The organism is Imperialibacter sp. (assembly GCF_048007035.1).
Lineage (GTDB): Bacteria > Bacteroidota > Bacteroidia > Cytophagales > Cyclobacteriaceae > Imperialibacter.
The window spans coordinates 5759810-5775884 of the sequence record NZ_CP180355.1; the positions used below are offsets into that span (position 1 = coordinate 5759810).

Sequence of the window (16075 nt, forward strand, 5' to 3'; positions counted from 1 at the left end):
TAATAAGATTAAAAGTTGGTTAACAGCTTGTCCGTGGGTGTTTCCCACGTCATCATATCGCTGTTTTGATCAATGAAAGATTGTGTGTCGACAAGGGGTAACGCATCCACTCCTTCGGTGGGTTGAAGACTTTGGTACCAGAAGCCTCCAACAAAAAGAATGATGTTTATAGTTGCCGCTACTACTGCCCAAACAGGTAGCTTTTGCGGCTTTTGCTGACGCAGTAGCTTAGCCAAAGGCAGAACGTCAAAGGAGGCATCACCCTTTTTCATTTCAAGAAAAAAGTCTTTTAGGTCGTCGTCTTCTTTTTTCATATCGCTTTCTTTAATTGTGAAGCCAATATCAATGCTCTAAGTTTCTTTTTTCCTCTGTCGTAGTGGGTGCGTGCCGTGCCAATACTCGTTTCCATTACCTCAGCGGCCTTTTCCAGCGTCATGTTGTGATAAAAGACCAACAGCAGTAGTTCGGCTTGGCGTTGGGGCAATTGATTTATCATGTATTCATAGTTGACCATATCACTTTCTTCCCGTGGAGCAGCAACCTGTACCCCGTCGATATCCAGATGTCTGACTGTGTGCAACTGCCGGGAGTTCAAGACATCCAACGCCGTGAATCGGATCACACTAAAGAGCCAGGTCTTAAAGCTTGATTTACCAACAAAGACTGCTCTTTTCTCCAGCACCTTGAGGTAAGCTGTTTGCAGAACGTCTTCTGCCAAGTCGGGCTGGAAGCGACAGCATTGTCTGGCCCAAAACCATGCCTCTTTGTGGTGTACTTCCAGTTGCTCCCTTGTTGTCATCTGTTAGCTTAGTCTGGAAAGGAGGGAAATTATATGACAAGCTTTCTCAAAAAAGTTGAAAAGGCCCGATTACTTGGTGAAGTTTTCCAGAAAAACTTCATTGGTGTAGCCCAGTGCATTGAATCTTATGGTAAGAAGGAGAGGCGGCTCTACGCTGTTTTCGCAGGTTGGCCCTGGTTCCATGTAATACACGAAAAACTTCTGACTTCTGATATAAAGCTCCTGCTTGTCTGGTTTACCCAACAACCTGAGTATTTGAGGCTCATCCAGACCTTTTATTTTGTCTTTTTGAGTAACGAACACCTCAGTCATAGCCAGTCTGTCTCCATTACATCCATTGGCGTCACTCTTCCATGTCACATCGTTGTACCCATCCAAATCGGCAGGTAGTCCGCAGCCGTAAAACATTAGTGCAATGATGGGCAGCAAACGATACTTTTTCAATTGTCTTAAGTCAGGCATTGATGGTTTGATCCGGTTTGGAAGTGGGGGTTCTTATTTTGTACATCCAAATTAAGGAGGCAATGCCAACAACTCCCAGTATATAAACGGGAATTAACGAATAGGTCAAAAAATAAGCTAAAAGTGGTTGAATAAGCTGCCTGATGCGTTCGGTGGTGAAGGCCCACTCTCTCATTTCTATAATGCCCCCAAGAATGATGATAGAAACCACGATGGTTACAGCTATCACCGATTTTTCCATGATAGAGAAATTACCTTGATTGAACATAAAGAACGACGTGCCTCCCAGGACGAACAGGTATTGGAAGATCAGGTACGCCGAAAATGCCGAAGGAGGGTGAAGGTTGAATTTGCGATAGGCACTTTTATCAACATCAGGCACGCCCTGATAGCCGCCGAGGTAATCGGGGAGCCAGCCGGGTTTGTTGAACATGATCCTGAGGCCATCACCCAACGATCTGACTTTCTTGAGTTGCCCCGCCATGTCGATATAATGCTGCAAGTTGGCTTTGATAGGGTTCCAGGTATTCACAGGCTTGGTAATGCCATATGTCGGCCTTTCTTCCTCTTTCTGAAACGTGCCAAATAGCCTGTCCCAAATGATAAAGGTACCTCCATGGTTCTTATCAATATATTTTGGGTCACGCCCATGATGCACCCTGTGGTGGGAGGGAGTATTGAAAACGTATTCGAACCAGCCTAGTTTGCCAATCGTTTCCGTGTGAATCCAAAACTGGTAAACTGTGTTGATGGCAGCAACCAGCACAAAGGTGAGTGTGTCCACACCAATAATTGCCAGCGGGAGGTAGAAAAAGAAGGTCCAGAACACCTGGAACGAGCCCTGCCTGAGCGCTACAGAGAAATTGTAGTCCTCACTTTGATGGTGCACCACATGCCCTCCCCAGAATAGGTTGATTTCGTGGCTCATCCTGTGCGCCCAGTAGTAGCACAAGTCCACAGCCAACCAGATAAGGATGAAAGTATACCACGTTACGGGTACATTGAAAAGCGCAAAGTTCTCGTAGACCAACTGGTAACTCGTAACAGTAAGTACCTTAAGAAAGGCTCCGGTAATTTGCTGAGTAATGCCGCAACTCATATTGGTGAGGGCGTCATTCAGCCGGTAGATTTTCCGGTGCTGGAAGTGCTGAATAATAAGCTCCACACCAATCAGCAGAAAATAGATTGGGATAGAAAGAATGACAGGGTTAATGTTCATGGGTGTTACTAATACAGATAACAATGTAATTAAAAAAGCTATTTATTTAAGAATACTAACTAGTTTTGCATCCAAATTGATGGCTGTAGCATGAAGAGAGTATTTTCATTTATCAGAATTATTTCATTGCTGTTTTTCCTTGGCGGGCTCCTGTTTGTGTATGCTTATCTGCCTGAAAATGTTTCGCTGTACAGCGATCAACTAGGCACGCCCATCTACTTCATTTCTAAAAGCCAATTCTTCTATTACTCGTTTGCTTTTTTTCTGGTTGTCAACCTTTTGTTGTTTGTGTTTGGCAAGGTGCTCGATGGCGTGCCGGTCACTGAAGGAAGAGGTTTGTTTTCATCTGAGATATTCAAGAACAAGACGCTCATTTGGCTCGAAGTGCTTATCAGCCTCATCAACGTTTTTTTTGTAACTGGCGCTGCCTTCATAGGCGTGTACAACAATCGTGTGAACCTCGACTTTAATAATTTTGCCTATCTGGTCTATTTAGGCACTTTTCTGATTTTTGCCTGGATTCTTTCTTACGGTTTTGTTCTCCGCTATCGGAGCTATCAACCCTCTTAATATCAGTAGCTTAGTGCTGGGATATTCAATCAATAGTTGAATATAAATCCTTCATTTACAGCAAGTTAAGGGAAATTATATTCCAGAAAATTTCCATAATTATCCTAAATTCACTGCAATTTTTGACCCCAGATACGGTCAAAATGATGGAAACTTTCTGCGATTGAAGGACTTATGGCAAACGAACAAGCTGCAGTATCAAATTACACCGAAGACAATATTCGTTCACTTGACTGGAAAGAGCATATCAGGCTCAGGCCAGGTATGTATATCGGCAAGCTCGGCGACGGTGCTGCGATGGATGACGGTATTTATGTACTTGTAAAGGAGATCATCGACAACAGTATCGATGAGCACATGATGGGGAATGGCAAGGTCATTAACGTAAAGGTGACCGACCATAGGGTAGAGGTGCGTGACTTTGGTCGTGGCATTCCGCTGGGTAAAGTCATCGACTGTGTGTCCAAGATCAACACTGGGGGTAAATACGACTCTAACGCCTTCCAGAAATCAGTTGGTTTGAACGGAGTAGGTACTAAGGCGGTGAACGCCCTTTCGGACTACTTCAAGGTGCAATCATTCAGAGAAGGCCGCACTAAAATGGCTGAGTTCCATCAGGGGGAGCTGACCAACGATCCGCCTGAGACTACCACCACTGAAAGAAATGGCACACTCACCATCTTCGAACCCGACGGCACGGTCTTCAAAAACTTCCATTTCATTCCGCAGTATCTTGATAACCTGCTTTGGAACTATGCGTTCCTGAACGCCGGATTGACAATCAATTTCAATGGTGTTAAGTATTATTCAGAAAATGGTCTTCTCGACTTACTGAACCGCAAGACTAACGAAGAAGAGCTGCGTTATCCAATCATTCACCTGAAGGGAGAGGACATTGAGATTGCGCTCACTCATAATAACCAATATGGTGAGGAGTATTACAGTTTTGTTAACGGTCAGTACACAACCCAGGGCGGCACCCATTTGGCGGCTTTCCGGGAGGCATTGGTAAAAACGGTCAGGGAGTTTTACAAAAAAGACTTTGATGCATCGGATGTGCGCACAAGTATTGTAGGAGCTATTGCAGTGCGGGTGCAGGAGCCTGTGTTCGAATCGCAGACCAAAACGAAGCTAGGCTCTCAAAGCGTTGGCCCGGAAGGCCCCACCATGCGTACTTTCATCAATGACTTTGTTAAAAAGTACCTTGACGACTTTCTGCATAGTCATCCCTCCGTGGCGGAAGCCCTGCAAAAACGAATTATTCAGTCGGAGAGGGAACGCAAAGAAATAGCGGGCATCAAGAAGCTGGCCAATGACAGGGCCAAAAAGGCCAACCTTCACAACAAAAAACTGAGGGATTGCCGCATCCACTTCGACGACCTGAAGAATGAGCGCCGGGATGATTCCATGATTTTCATTACCGAGGGTGATTCCGCTTCTGGATCTATCACCAAGTCACGGGATGTGCAAACTCAGGCTGTGTTCAGTTTGCGTGGTAAGCCGTTGAACTGCTACAGCCTGACGAAAAAGATTGTGTATGAAAACGAGGAGTTTAACCTTCTTCAACACGCACTCAATATTGAAGACGGGTTAGAAGGGCTTCGCTACCGTAAAATCATCATTTCTACTGACGCCGACGTGGATGGGATGCACATCAGACTGCTGATGCTGACTTTCTTTCTGCAGTTTTTTCCGGACCTGGTTCGAAACGGCCATGTATACATTTTGGAAACACCACTTTTCAGGGTTAGGAATAAGAAGGAAACTATCTATTGCTACAGCGATGAGGAGAGGCAGCAGGCCATCAACAAGCTTGGGTCTAAGCCGGAAATAACCCGATTCAAAGGACTGGGGGAGATATCACCAGAGGAGTTTGGCAAGTTTATCGGGGAAGATATGCGGCTGGAACCCATTATTTTGAAGAAGGAAACTAAGATCCCTCAATTACTGGAGTTCTTTATGGGTAAGAATACGCCGGACAGGCAAATTTTCATTATCGATAACCTGAAAATAGAGAAGGACTTGGTAGAAGAGGTGGTGATAGAAGATTGAGACTAAACATATTGGAGAAGCGGTACATTTTGATGGGAGATATAGTAGGGAGCACTTCAAAAAATGGAGCGCAGTTGATGATGGATTTCAAAAAGGTTATTGAAGCAACCAACAAGAAATTATCCGATTACATATTATCTCCCCTGACAGTTACTCTTGGGGATGAATTTCAGGGAGTTATGATGGATTTGTTGAGTTGTTTACAAGCGATGTTTTACCTGGACGAGTTAGTGGTGTCATTGAAACAAGAATTCAAAATTAGGTAGTGTTCAAAATGGGGTGATCTATACACGATAAACGAAAAAAGGGCATATGAAATGTTAGGAAAAGGGCTGGTGGACGCAAGAAGAGGACTTGAAGTGTTAAAGAAAAAGAAAACTCGCCATCATTTAGCAACCGATGATTTTTACTTGGACTCGATGCTGAACGGCATTTTTCAACTGTATGATTCAATATACCGTGACTGGTCGCTTAGGGACAAGGAATATCTAACAGTGTTTTTCGAAAATGATGACTACAAGGGGGTTAGCAAAAAGTTAGCTAAAGATCCATCTACTGTATGGAGAAAAAGAATTTCATTAAAACTTGATCAACTTTTTGTTTCAAAAAGTCTTTTAAGATTGGTAGTGTCCAATAAATGCAGTCTGCAATAGAAAAGAAGTAGAGTTGAGAGAGGAACTAAAATATATTTTTAGCAATGTAAATGACTGGCTCAAGTTTGCCGAGGCGAAGCATGGTGGTTTGATTCTCCTAAATTCGGCAATTATCATAGGGGTTATTAGTGTACTTCCCGATTCAAAGCTATTTGATAGCTACTCGGCAGCTGCTTCATTGGCAATTTGTGGGTGCTCAATTTTGATAAGCCTAGCCTCTCAATTTCCGACAACGTCGAATTTGCTTATTGGCGCTTCAAATAAAGCAAACCCGAACATTTACTTCTTTGAAGACTTGTCAAAGACGAGTTTAGATGGGTTTTTGCTTGAATACAGGAGATCCTACCCTGATTTCAAGCCCACTGCGTCCGACGAGAATCTGGTAAATCAGATTCTCGTTAATTCTAGAATAGCAACTTCCAAATTTCGAACATTTAAAATTTGTTGCTATGTGTCAATTTTTGGAATAGGCCTTTTGGGGCTATCATTGTTGATGAGGGTTTTGTTGGTCACAACATCGTTGTAAATAGAAGTTTTGAAGTAAAGTATGGAAGAAGAGAACCTTAACAGTCACGAAGGAGAAGATCAGATTCATGATGTGGTAGCCGTTTCGGGCATGTACGAAAGCTGGTTCCTCGATTATGCATCTTATGTAATTTTGGAGAGGGCCGTGCCTGCAATTGAAGACGGATTTAAGCCGGTACAGCGGCGTATCCTGCATGCCATGAAGGAAATGGACGATGGTCGCTTCAACAAAGTGGCGAACATCATCGGTAGTACCATGCAGTACCACCCGCACGGCGACGCTTCCATTGGTGACGCTATCGTCAATATTGGCCAAAAAGACCTGCTTATTGAAACCCAGGGCAACTGGGGTGACATTCGCACGGGAGACCGGGCCGCAGCACCCCGTTACATAGAGGCCCGACTATCGAAGTTTGCGCTCGAAGTGGTTTTCAACCCGCAAACCACCAACTGGCAACTTTCCTACGACGGACGTAAACGTGAACCTGTCACGCTGCCGGTTAAATTCCCATTGCTTCTTGCCCAGGGTGTTGAAGGTATTGCGGTCGGCCTTTCTACCAAACTATTGCCTCACAACTTCCGGGAGCTGATTGAAGCTTCCATTGCAGTGCTTAAGGGCAAGAAGACTAATATTTTACCCGACTTTCCTACCGGTGGCCTGGCAGACTTTTCAGACTACAATGAAGGAAAGAGAGGCGGCAGAGTTCGTGTAAGGGCCAAAATAGAAGAGCTCGACAAGAAGACACTCGTTATCAAAGACATTCCATTTGGCACTACCACCACCAACCTGATGGACTCCATCGTGAAAGCCAACGATAAGGGAAAGATCAAGGTCAAAAAGGTGGTGGATAACACGGCCAAGGACGTTGAAATCGAGGTGCACCTGGCACCTGGCGTATCGCCCGATATCACCATCGACGCCTTGTACGCCTTTACGGATTGTGAAGTATCCATTTCTCCCAATGCCTGCGTGATTGTTGACGACAAGCCTGTATTCATGTCTGTCAATGACATTCTGAAGGTTTGTACCAACCAAACGGTCAACCTGCTCAAGCGGGAGTTGGAGATCAGAAGAGCAGAACTGATGGAAAAGATGCTCTTCTCTTCACTTGAAAAGATATTTATCGAAAACAGAATTTACCGGGATATTGAGGAATGTGAAACCTGGGAAGCTGTTTTGGACACCATTGATAAGGGGCTTGATCCTTTCAAAGACCAGTTTTACCGTGAGATCGTACAGGACGATATTTTGAAATTGACTGAAATCAAGATCAAGAGAATCTCCAAATTTGACTCCTTCAAGGCCGACGAGCTGATGAAGAAGCTTCAGGAAGAGCTGGCAGAAGTCAATTATAACTTGGAGAACCTGGTGGAGTATGCCATTAAGTATTATCAAAGTCTTTTGGATAAGTATGGCAAGGGAAGGGAGCGACTCACCGAAATAGCTCAGTTCGATACCATTGCGGCTACCGTGGTGGCGGCAAACAACCAGAAGCTGTATGTCAACAGAGAAGACGGTTTCATAGGTTATGGACTGAAAAAAGACGAGTACATATGTGAGTGCTCTGACCTGGACGATATCATTGCCTTCAGACGTGATGGAAAGTTTTCTGTCGTCAAAATTCAGGACAAAGTATTCGTTGGCAAGGACATCCTCTATGCAGGTGTGTTCAAGAAAAACGACGAACGCATGGTGTACAATGCAGTCTACGTAGATGGCAAGTCGGGCCGGTCCATGATCAAGCGCTTCCAGGTGCTGGGCGTCACCCGTGACAAGGAGTATGATGTTAGTAAAGGTGAAAAAGGATCCAGAGTGCTCTATTTTTCTGCAAATCCGAACGGGGAAGCCGAAATCATTAATATCAGCCTGACCTCCGGGTCGAAGGCCAAAAAGAAAGTTTTCGATTTTGACTTCTCCGAAATAGAGATCAAAGGCCGTGGCTCGCAGGGCAATATTTTAACCAAATACCCCGTGAGAAAGATTGTGCTGAAGGAAGCAGGGAGATCAACGTTGGGAGGGCTTGATATATGGTACGATGCTACTATCGGACGACTCAATACTGATGATAGGGGAGAGTACCTTGGCAACTTCCTGGCGGATGATAAGATCATCGTCTTTTATCAGGACGGCAGCTACGAGCTCACCTCTTTTGAACTGACCAACAGGTACGACTACCATCAGATTCTCACACTCCAAAAGTTTAACCCTAAGGCAGTTATCAGCGCAGTGTACCTGGATGGCAAGTCGAAGGTGCATTTTGGTAAGCGATTCCTGATCGAAACCAGTACAGTTGAAAAGAAATTTGTCTTCATTTCTGAAGAAAAGGGATCCAGGCTGCTACTAGTGAGTTCGCATCCCTCACCATCCTTCGAAGTCAGCTATAAGAAGAAGGGTAGCAAGGAGGTAGACAAGGAAGTCATTGTATTTGAGGAATTTATCGACATCAAAGGGTGGAAGGCAGTCGGCAATAAATTGAGTTTCCCGGATATCAAAAAACTGGAGTGGCTGGCCAATGAAGACCCGGAGGCTGAGGAGAAGGATGGCAACGACGATGACTCAGGGCCGGATACCAAAGAAGCTGGTGATGATACTGCTTCGAAAGCAACCGACGACAAGCAGGAAATAGCTGAAACGGTAAAGAAGCTGAAAGAAGAGTTCAGTAAAGAAACAGATGAGAATTTTGATGTGGGAAGCAGCATAGATTTGGATATTAAGAAACCAAAAAGCAATGGAGAAGACCAGCTTGGCCTTTTCTAACCTGCAAATAATAGATGGACGATGCCACCAGAGACAAGCTGATTAATTACCTGGGAAATTTCGTAACACCCGCAAGGGCAGCGAAAGTGCAACAGGTGCTTGAGAAAAGAACTCGTCACATTGCGGTGGTAATGGAAGATTTTGAAAACTCTCTAAACGTTAGTGCCGTTCTAAGGTCATGCGAGGCGATGGGAGTGCAGGATGTTCATATCATCGAAAACCAGTTTAGGAATAAATTAAGTGCTTATGTGGCCAAAGGCGGTAGTAAATGGCTCACTGTTACTAAGCACAATGAGCACCAGCAAACGAATAGTGCTCATTGTTTACAGTTGTTGAAGGATGCTGGCTATCAGATATGGGTAACCAGTCCGGATCAGGCTGCTGCAGACTTGAACGATGTTGATGTTGATTCAAAAGTCGCCCTGGTGTTTGGTACAGAATTCGACGGGGCGTCGAAGGAAGTGCTGGAAATGGCCGATAAAAGAGTATGCCTGCCGATGCAAGGTTTTACTGAGAGCTACAACGTATCAGTAAGTGTTGCTTTGTGTTTGCATGTTTTGTTAAGGAAGTTAAGAGACTCGGAAATTGATTGGTGTATGAGTGAAGAAGAAAAGAAGCAGTTGACTCTGGAGTGGTATCGTAAGATTGTAAGGAGATCTGATATACACGAAGTGAGATTTCTTTCAGGCATTTAGTATTAACGCTGACGGATGCGGTTTTTACTAAAGATGCTTTTTATGCTGGGTGCATTGGTGTTTGCCTTTGTCATCGCCAGCAATGTATGGATCATGTGGAAGACGACAGATGATATCCATTTCAACGTGGAAGAAATCCCGGCTGTGGACGTCGGGGTAGTGCTCGGAACATCGAAAAGAAGTGTTGATGGCGGTTCCAATTCGTTTTTCACTACCAGAATGGAAGCCGCCGCTAAACTATATAAAGCTGGCAAAGTAAAGCACCTGATACTCAGCGGAGACAACAACACAAAGTACTACAATGAGCCCCAGGATATGTTCAATGCCCTTTTGGTGCTGGGCGTGCCTGCACAAGACATGACAATGGACTATGCCGGCTTTCGAACCCTTGACTCCATAGTGCGTTCAAAGGAAGTGTTTGGGCAAAACGAGATCGTTATTATCACCCAGCAATTTCATGCCTACCGGGCGCTATTTATTAGTAAATTTTATGGAATAAAAGCAGTTACCTTTGCATCCGATGATGCGGCAAAATCAGGGATGAAGTCTGTGGTGAGCAGAGAATGGCTTGCCAGACCGAAAGCAATTTTAGACCTTTACGTTCTCAAACAACCCCCCAAATTCCTTGGTGAGAAGGAAATTATAGAGATCAGAAAATAATTCTCACATTTTTTGAACGATTTAGCGAGAAAAGTGTCCTTATGGATGTTATTGGTTTACCAAACCTATGAAAAGAGTACAAATTCTCTTTCTGTTATCTATTCTATCTGTCACTAGCTGGGCTCAGGCGCAAGGCACAACAGTGGTGTGGGGCAAAGTTACCGAAGCATCTACCGGTAGCCCGATTCCGTTTGCCAATGTCGTTTTCAAGGGAACTTCTATTGGCGCTACAACTGATTTTGAGGGCTATTACAAACTTAGCACTACCCAGCGCTTCGACTCCATTCATTTCAGCTATATCGGATTTGTTCAAAAAACGAAATTCATTGTGGCAGGAAAGGAGCAAAACATCAATATCCAATTGGAAGAAGATGTGGTCAACCTTCAGGAGCTTGTTTTTGAAGCAGGCGAAAACCCGGCGTTTCAAATATTGAGGAATATAGTCGACCACAAAAAGGTCAACGACAAAAGGAGACTTTCTGCCTATGAATACGAGGCGTACACCAAAATTGAAATGGATATTGACAACATTTCAGATAAGTTTAAGCAGCGTAAGATCATCCAAAAAGTAACTTCGGTGCTCGACAGTATTGAGCAGATTGCAGGTGAAGATGGGAAACCGGTGCTGCCGGTGTTTATTTCAGAGGCCATTAGCAAGTACTATTATAAAGACAGTCCCAGAATGGCGCACGAGACTGTTTTGAATACGAAAGTAACCGGAGTGGGGGTGACCGACGGTACACTGACTTCGCAGGTGATAGGTGCCTCTTTTCAGCAATATAATTTTTATCAAAACTGGCTCAATATTGTCGGCAAAGACTTCGTGTCTCCGATTTCGGATGGCTGGAAGATCAACTACGAATATGACCTGGTAGATAGTCTTTGGCTCGGCGACTATTACTGCTACCGGTTGGATTTCTTCCCCAAGAGGGAGCAGGACCTGGCCTTTCGTGGCTCGATGTGGATTCACAAAGACACCTGGGCTATCAGGCAAATTGACGTAACGGTCGGTAAAGAGGCGAATGTCAACTTCATTGAGAAGATAAAAATTCAACAGGAGTTGGTGCCTACTACCGAAAGTGCCTGGCTGCCTGCCAAAACCAGGGTGATGATTGACGTAAGTGAGCTCACCAACCGATCAGCAGGGTTTCTTGCTAAATTCTATGTGTCCAACAAAGACATTGTGGTGAATCAGCCAAAACCCGATAAGTTCTATGAAAACCCCATTGAGATGGTGGAGGACGTTAACGATCGGGCAGACGACAATGAATTTTGGGCAGACATCAGGCACGATACCCTTAGTGCCACGGAGGTTCACGTGTATGAAATGATCGACACGCTGACAAAGATTCCGGTGATCAAGACCTATACAGACATTATTCAGACCGGATACACCGGCTACTACAAAATCGGAAAGTTCGACATAGGTTCCTATTCTTACTTTTTTGGCAATAATAATATAGAGGGCATAAGGCTGGGGCTTGGAGGCAGAACTAATATTGACTTCAGCAGGAAATGGGAGTTGAGCGCTAACGTAGCCTATGGCCTAAAAGATGAGGAGTGGAAGTACAAGTTTCATGTGCGAAGGATTTTGAGCCGCAGCCCATGGACTGAGGTGAAATACATGCACCAAAAGGAAATCGATCAGATTTGGCTGCTGAATGATGATATCGATAATGCCAATGTGTTCTATGCTTTTTCCCGCTTCGGCACACTGATAGATCCCTTTCTCCGGCAAAAGAACTACTTTACTTTTTTCACGGTGCTGGGCCGTGGCCTTTCTCAGCGAGTGTCGTATCGCCAGGAGTATTTTAAGCCATTGTTTGACTTTGAATACTACAAAGACCCCTACGCCGAAACTCCTACGGTGCGTAATAACCTGAGTGTGGCAGAGGTAATTCTCGACACCCGCTACGCCCGGGACGAAATTTTCGTCATCAACGATAACCAGCGGTTGAGCATGGGCACTATCCGCTGGCCAGCTGTTAATTTCCGTTATACACTTGGACTAAGTGCCCTTGGGGGCGACTTTACGTACCACAAATTTGGCTTGTCGATCGAAAAACGGCAGAAGATGGGCATTTTCGGAGTGGGCTACCTGACATTGAGCGGCGGCTATAACTTCAATAATCTGCCTTATCCGTTGCTGAAGGCACACATTGGAAACCAAACGCCTTTCTATTTTAACTTTGCCTACAACATGATGGACTACTTTGAGTTCGTTACCGACAAGCATGTAGCCTTCAGATGGAATCACTCTTTCAATGGGTTCCTGCTCAACAGTATTCCTGCCATCAAAAAGTTAAAGTGGAGACTCGTAGGCACTGTTAATGTGCTTTACGGCGGTGTGGGACAAAAGAACTACAACCTGATACCACCCACCTACGACACTAATGGCAACGAAATAGCACCCTTCTTCGCTCTTGGCCAGTGGCCTTATATAGAGGCAGGGTATGGTGTGGAGAATATATTCAGGTTTTTCAGAGTCGACTTCATACACAGACTTACTTATACCAACCGTCCCGGAGTAAATAATTTTGGGATTAAATTCAGCTATAAGTTTTCTTTGTAGTATGGCGTTCGGAACACAAAGAGCTTCTCTCGGTTTAATACTTCTCTCGGTTTTGTGCATGATGGGGTGCTCATCTCCTCAGGCGTCATTGCCAATTGCAGACAGCCCAAACCCCGACAAAGCCTACTATAGTGAACTATTAGCACTTGTGGAAGACAAAGTGCAGGAAGATCCCGATAACCTTGGGCTTAGGGTCAAATTGGCTTCATATCATCAAACGCTTGAATGGCCGGAGGTGGCCAACGCCAATATCGAGGCGATTTTAAGGATGGCACCCAAAGATCCGGAGGTGATGGTGCTGGTGGCCGACTACTATATACATAGAAACGATTTTGAGAGGAGTTGGATATATGCCCAGCAGGCTGACCGGCTGGGTTCGGTTCACCCTAGTTTATCACTGATCAAGTCAAAATATCATTACTCCAGAAGGAACTACAGTGAGGCCGCCAGGTACCTCAATCATTATTTTGACACCGGAGGCAAGCTCCCAGAGGCATTTTTGGTAGCAGCTGAATTGGATCTCCAGAAGAAAGATACGACCAAGGCGTTGTCCATTTTGGAGAGGGGAGTTGCAGCGAATCCGGGCCACAGGAGTATGACCCGTTTGCTGGTGACATTATTTGAGCAGCGAAGCCAACTTACCGAGCTGGTAGCGCTGCTGGAGGACTATGGCAAAGTTACGGATGACTATAGCACCTACAGGGGTGAGTTGCTCGGTGCCTACTTTAGGGCAGCGGATTATGATAAGGCGTCCAGCTTTGCTGAGAACTGGCCTGAACCCTCCGAAAACGGGCTTTTTGAGTACGGGAGCCTGATGCTCGAATCGTCGATGAGCGACTCCGCCTTTTGGTATGCCGACAGGATGATTCAGCAGGATTCGCTTAGTGTGCCGGGTCGACTCCTCAAAGCCCGATACTTTAATCGCAGGGGAAGAATGGGAGATGCTTATAATTTTTACACATCAGCGCTGGCGTTGGATTCCACCAACCAAATAGCCCTCGAAGAACGGGGTATTGTTGCGGGAAAAATTGCATATTTGCGCAAACTTAGGGAGCAGCAGGCAGCAATGCCAGTGTTTGATCTGACTCCCAAGAAATCTGATAATTAGTAGAATTGAATGAGTAACGAGAAAATTAAGCTTACCCTCCCTGATGGAAGTGTTCGGGAATATGACAAGGGGGTAACCGGGCTGGATGTGGCAATGAGCATCAGCGAGGGCCTGGCCAGGAATGTGTTGGCCGCCAAATTCAATGGAAACGTAATTGATGCATTTCGTGCCATCACGGAAGACGGAACATTTCAGTTGCTCACATGGAATGACAAGGAAGGGAAATCAACTTTTTGGCACTCTTCAGCTCACTTAATGGCCGAGGCCCTTGAAGCGCTGTACCCGGGTGTTAAGCTGGGTATTGGCCCACCGATTGAAAACGGTTTTTACTACGATGTTGATTTTGGAGACAGGGAGTTTACCGCTGCCGAACTTCCGAAAATAGAGGAGAAGATGCTGGAACTGGCGAGGCAGAAGAATGCCTTTTCTCGCCGTGACATCAGCAAGAAAGAAGCTGTAGCCTACTTTGAAAAGAAGGGCGACCCTTACAAACTAGAGCTTATTGCAGATTTGGCAGATGGCACTATTTCTTTCTATGAGCAAGGCAATTTCACCGACCTTTGCCGGGGACCGCATATCCCCAACACAGGTTTCATAAAAGCCACCAAGATACTGAACATCGCCGGTGCTTACTGGCGTGGTAATGAGAAGAACAAGCAGCTTACAAGGCTTTATGGGATTACTTTTCCCAAACAGGGAGAGTTGAAGGAGTACCTCGAGCTTCTTGAAGAAGCCAAAAAACGTGACCACAGAAAGATTGGGAAAGAACTTGAGCTTTTCACCTTCTCAGAAAAGGTGGGCAAGGGACTGCCGTTGTGGTTGCCTAAAGGTGCCATTCTTCGTGAGCGCCTTGAGAATTTCATGCGCAAAGCGCAGGTGAAAGCAGGTTACGACCAGGTGGTGTCACCGCATATAGGAAGCAAGGAGCTATATGTGACCTCGGGGCACTATGAAAAATACGGTAAGGATTCGTTTCAGCCGATCAACACACCAGAGGAAGGGGAAGAGTTTCTTTTGAAACCCATGAACTGCCCTCACCATTGTGAGATGTACAAGAGCAAGCCAAGGTCGTATAAAGACCTTCCTGTGAGGTACGCTGAGTTTGGTACGGTTTACCGCTACGAGCAGAGTGGCGAGCTACATGGCTTGACCCGTGTGAGGGGCTTTACTCAGGACGATGCGCATATTTTCTGCCGCCCCGACCAGGTGAAAGAGGAGTTTGCCAAGGTAATAGACCTGGTATTGTATGTGTTTAAGTCTTTGGGCTTTAGCGATTACAATGCCCAGGTGTCATTAAGAGATCCTGAGACACCGGAAAAATATATCGGTACTGAGGAGAACTGGGTAATTGCAGAGAATGCAATCATAGAAGTAGCCGCAGCAAAGGGCCTGAAAACAACTGTGGAGCTTGGTGAAGCGGCTTTTTATGGCCCTAAACTCGATTTTATGGTCAAAGATGCTCTTGGCAGAAACTGGCAGTTGGGAACGATACAAGTAGATTACACTTTACCCGAGCGTTTCGAGCTTGAGTATGTGGGAGCAGATAACCAGAAACACCGGCCGGTAATGATTCACAGGGCACCATTCGGTTCTATGGAGCGTTTCGTGGCTATTCTGATAGAAAGCACTGCGGGTGAGTTCCCGTTATGGTTATCGCCTGAGCAGATTGCCATTCTGCCTATTTCGGAGAAATTCCACGACTACGCCAACCAGGTTAGACTGATGCTCCAGGAGAATGATATCCGGGGTAATGTGGATGAAAGAGATGAGAAAATAGGCCGGAAGATCAGGGATGCGGAAATCAAAAAGATCCCATTCATGTTGATAGTGGGCGAGAAGGAGGCGGAGAGCAAAACCATTGCCCTTAGGGAGCATGGCAAGGGAGATATCGGCACCTTTTCGGGCAGTGAATTCGTTGACTATTTTGGAAAGCGAATAAAAATGAGTCTGGCAGGCGAAAAAGAAGCCTGAGGATTATTGCAGGCTATTTATAAAAGCGGCT

General features: G+C 45.3%; 15 protein-coding genes. 11 read left to right on the forward strand and 4 right to left on the reverse strand.

Annotation, left to right across the window (positions count from 1 at the left end; genetic code table 11):
• Positions 1-8: 8 nt before the first annotated feature.
• From ACMVP2_RS24560 to ACMVP2_RS24575, 4 genes are all read right to left on the reverse strand, one after another.
• Positions 9-314, reverse strand: a complete 306-nt coding sequence (locus ACMVP2_RS24560; RefSeq protein WP_416865524.1) for a hypothetical protein — start codon at positions 312-314, stop codon at positions 9-11.
• A complete protein-coding gene (locus ACMVP2_RS24565; protein WP_416865525.1) occupies positions 311-799 on the reverse strand; it encodes an RNA polymerase sigma factor in 489 nt (162 codons plus the stop codon). Before ACMVP2_RS24565 ends, ACMVP2_RS24560 begins: the two co-directional genes overlap by 4 nt.
• Before the next feature lie 69 nt (positions 800-868).
• Positions 869-1261, reverse strand: coding sequence for a hypothetical protein (locus ACMVP2_RS24570; protein ID WP_416865526.1), 393 nt, complete (start codon positions 1259-1261; stop codon positions 869-871).
• On the reverse strand, positions 1254-2480 hold the full coding sequence (locus ACMVP2_RS24575; RefSeq protein WP_416865527.1) for a sterol desaturase family protein: 1227 nt from the start codon (positions 2478-2480) through the stop codon (positions 1254-1256). The genes ACMVP2_RS24570 and ACMVP2_RS24575 overlap by 8 nt, the downstream gene beginning before the upstream one ends.
• A 90-nt stretch (positions 2481-2570) precedes the next feature.
• On the opposite strand from ACMVP2_RS24575, the gene ACMVP2_RS24580 reads away from it, so the two are divergent.
• The 11 genes from ACMVP2_RS24580 to thrS all read left to right on the forward strand — a co-directional run bounded on the left by ACMVP2_RS24580 (position 2571) and on the right by thrS (position 16044).
• A complete protein-coding gene (locus tag ACMVP2_RS24580) occupies positions 2571-3050 on the forward strand; it encodes a hypothetical protein (protein WP_339788438.1) in 480 nt (159 codons plus the stop codon).
• A gap of 174 nt (positions 3051-3224) precedes the next feature.
• Positions 3225-5102, forward strand: coding sequence for a DNA topoisomerase IV subunit B (locus tag ACMVP2_RS24585; RefSeq protein ID WP_317491531.1), 1878 nt, complete (start codon positions 3225-3227; stop codon positions 5100-5102).
• A 32-nt stretch (positions 5103-5134) separates the two neighbouring features.
• Positions 5135-5368, forward strand: coding sequence for a SatD family protein (locus ACMVP2_RS24590; protein WP_416865528.1), 234 nt, complete (start codon positions 5135-5137; stop codon positions 5366-5368).
• A 51-nt stretch (positions 5369-5419) separates the two neighbouring features.
• Complete coding sequence (locus ACMVP2_RS24595; RefSeq protein WP_416865529.1) at positions 5420-5755, forward strand: hypothetical protein; 336 nt, start codon at positions 5420-5422, stop codon at positions 5753-5755.
• A gap of 178 nt (positions 5756-5933) precedes the next feature.
• Complete coding sequence (locus ACMVP2_RS24600; protein ID WP_350121820.1) at positions 5934-6281, forward strand: Pycsar system effector family protein; 348 nt, start codon at positions 5934-5936, stop codon at positions 6279-6281.
• Between the two features lie 21 nt (positions 6282-6302).
• Entirely contained in the window at positions 6303-9038 is a 2736-nt protein-coding gene (locus ACMVP2_RS24605; protein WP_416865530.1) for a DNA gyrase/topoisomerase IV subunit A, read from the forward strand.
• A gap of 14 nt (positions 9039-9052) precedes the next feature.
• On the forward strand, positions 9053-9733 hold the full coding sequence (locus ACMVP2_RS24610; protein ID WP_416865531.1) for a TrmH family RNA methyltransferase: 681 nt from the start codon (positions 9053-9055) through the stop codon (positions 9731-9733).
• A gap of 15 nt (positions 9734-9748) precedes the next feature.
• Entirely contained in the window at positions 9749-10393 is a 645-nt protein-coding gene (locus tag ACMVP2_RS24615) for a SanA/YdcF family protein (RefSeq protein ID WP_416865532.1), read from the forward strand.
• Between the two features lie 67 nt (positions 10394-10460).
• Positions 10461-12965 carry a DUF5686 family protein gene (locus ACMVP2_RS24620; protein WP_416865533.1) on the forward strand — a complete coding sequence of 835 codons (2505 nt, stop codon included), beginning with the start codon at positions 10461-10463 and terminating at the stop codon, positions 12963-12965.
• 1 nt (position 12966) lies between these two features.
• Positions 12967-14073 (forward strand): tetratricopeptide repeat protein, encoded by a 1107-nt coding sequence (locus ACMVP2_RS24625; RefSeq protein WP_416865534.1) that lies wholly within the window; start codon positions 12967-12969, stop codon positions 14071-14073.
• Positions 14074-14082: 9 nt separating this feature from the next.
• Positions 14083-16044: a threonine--tRNA ligase gene (thrS, locus tag ACMVP2_RS24630; protein WP_416865535.1), complete on the forward strand. Its 1962-nt coding sequence runs from the start codon at positions 14083-14085 to the stop codon at positions 16042-16044.
• Positions 16045-16075 lie beyond the last annotated feature (31 nt).

Bases quoted from the DNA above. Each gene is read 5' to 3' on its own strand.
- ACMVP2_RS24605 (WP_416865530.1), top strand. From the start codon at position 6,303: ATGGAAGAAGAGAACCTTAACAGTCACGAAGGAGAAGATCAGATTCAT.
- ACMVP2_RS24560 (WP_416865524.1), bottom strand. From the start codon at position 314: ATGAAAAAAGAAGACGACGACCTAAAAGACTTTTTTCTTGAAATGAAA.
- ACMVP2_RS24590 (WP_416865528.1), top strand. From the start codon at position 5,135: ATGGGAGATATAGTAGGGAGCACTTCAAAAAATGGAGCGCAGTTGATG.
- ACMVP2_RS24620 (WP_416865533.1), top strand. From the start codon at position 10,461: ATGAAAAGAGTACAAATTCTCTTTCTGTTATCTATTCTATCTGTCACT.
- ACMVP2_RS24565 (WP_416865525.1), bottom strand. From the start codon at position 799: ATGACAACAAGGGAGCAACTGGAAGTACACCACAAAGAGGCATGGTTT.
- ACMVP2_RS24585 (WP_317491531.1), top strand. From the start codon at position 3,225: ATGGCAAACGAACAAGCTGCAGTATCAAATTACACCGAAGACAATATT.
- ACMVP2_RS24575 (WP_416865527.1), bottom strand. From the start codon at position 2,480: ATGAACATTAACCCTGTCATTCTTTCTATCCCAATCTATTTTCTGCTG.
- ACMVP2_RS24615 (WP_416865532.1), top strand. From the start codon at position 9,749: ATGCGGTTTTTACTAAAGATGCTTTTTATGCTGGGTGCATTGGTGTTT.
- thrS (WP_416865535.1), top strand. From the start codon at position 14,083: ATGAGTAACGAGAAAATTAAGCTTACCCTCCCTGATGGAAGTGTTCGG.
- ACMVP2_RS24580 (WP_339788438.1), top strand. From the start codon at position 2,571: ATGAAGAGAGTATTTTCATTTATCAGAATTATTTCATTGCTGTTTTTC.
- ACMVP2_RS24610 (WP_416865531.1), top strand. From the start codon at position 9,053: ATGGACGATGCCACCAGAGACAAGCTGATTAATTACCTGGGAAATTTC.
- ACMVP2_RS24625 (WP_416865534.1), top strand. From the start codon at position 12,967: ATGGCGTTCGGAACACAAAGAGCTTCTCTCGGTTTAATACTTCTCTCG.
- ACMVP2_RS24570 (WP_416865526.1), bottom strand. From the start codon at position 1,261: ATGCCTGACTTAAGACAATTGAAAAAGTATCGTTTGCTGCCCATCATT.
- ACMVP2_RS24595 (WP_416865529.1), top strand. From the start codon at position 5,420: ATGTTAGGAAAAGGGCTGGTGGACGCAAGAAGAGGACTTGAAGTGTTA.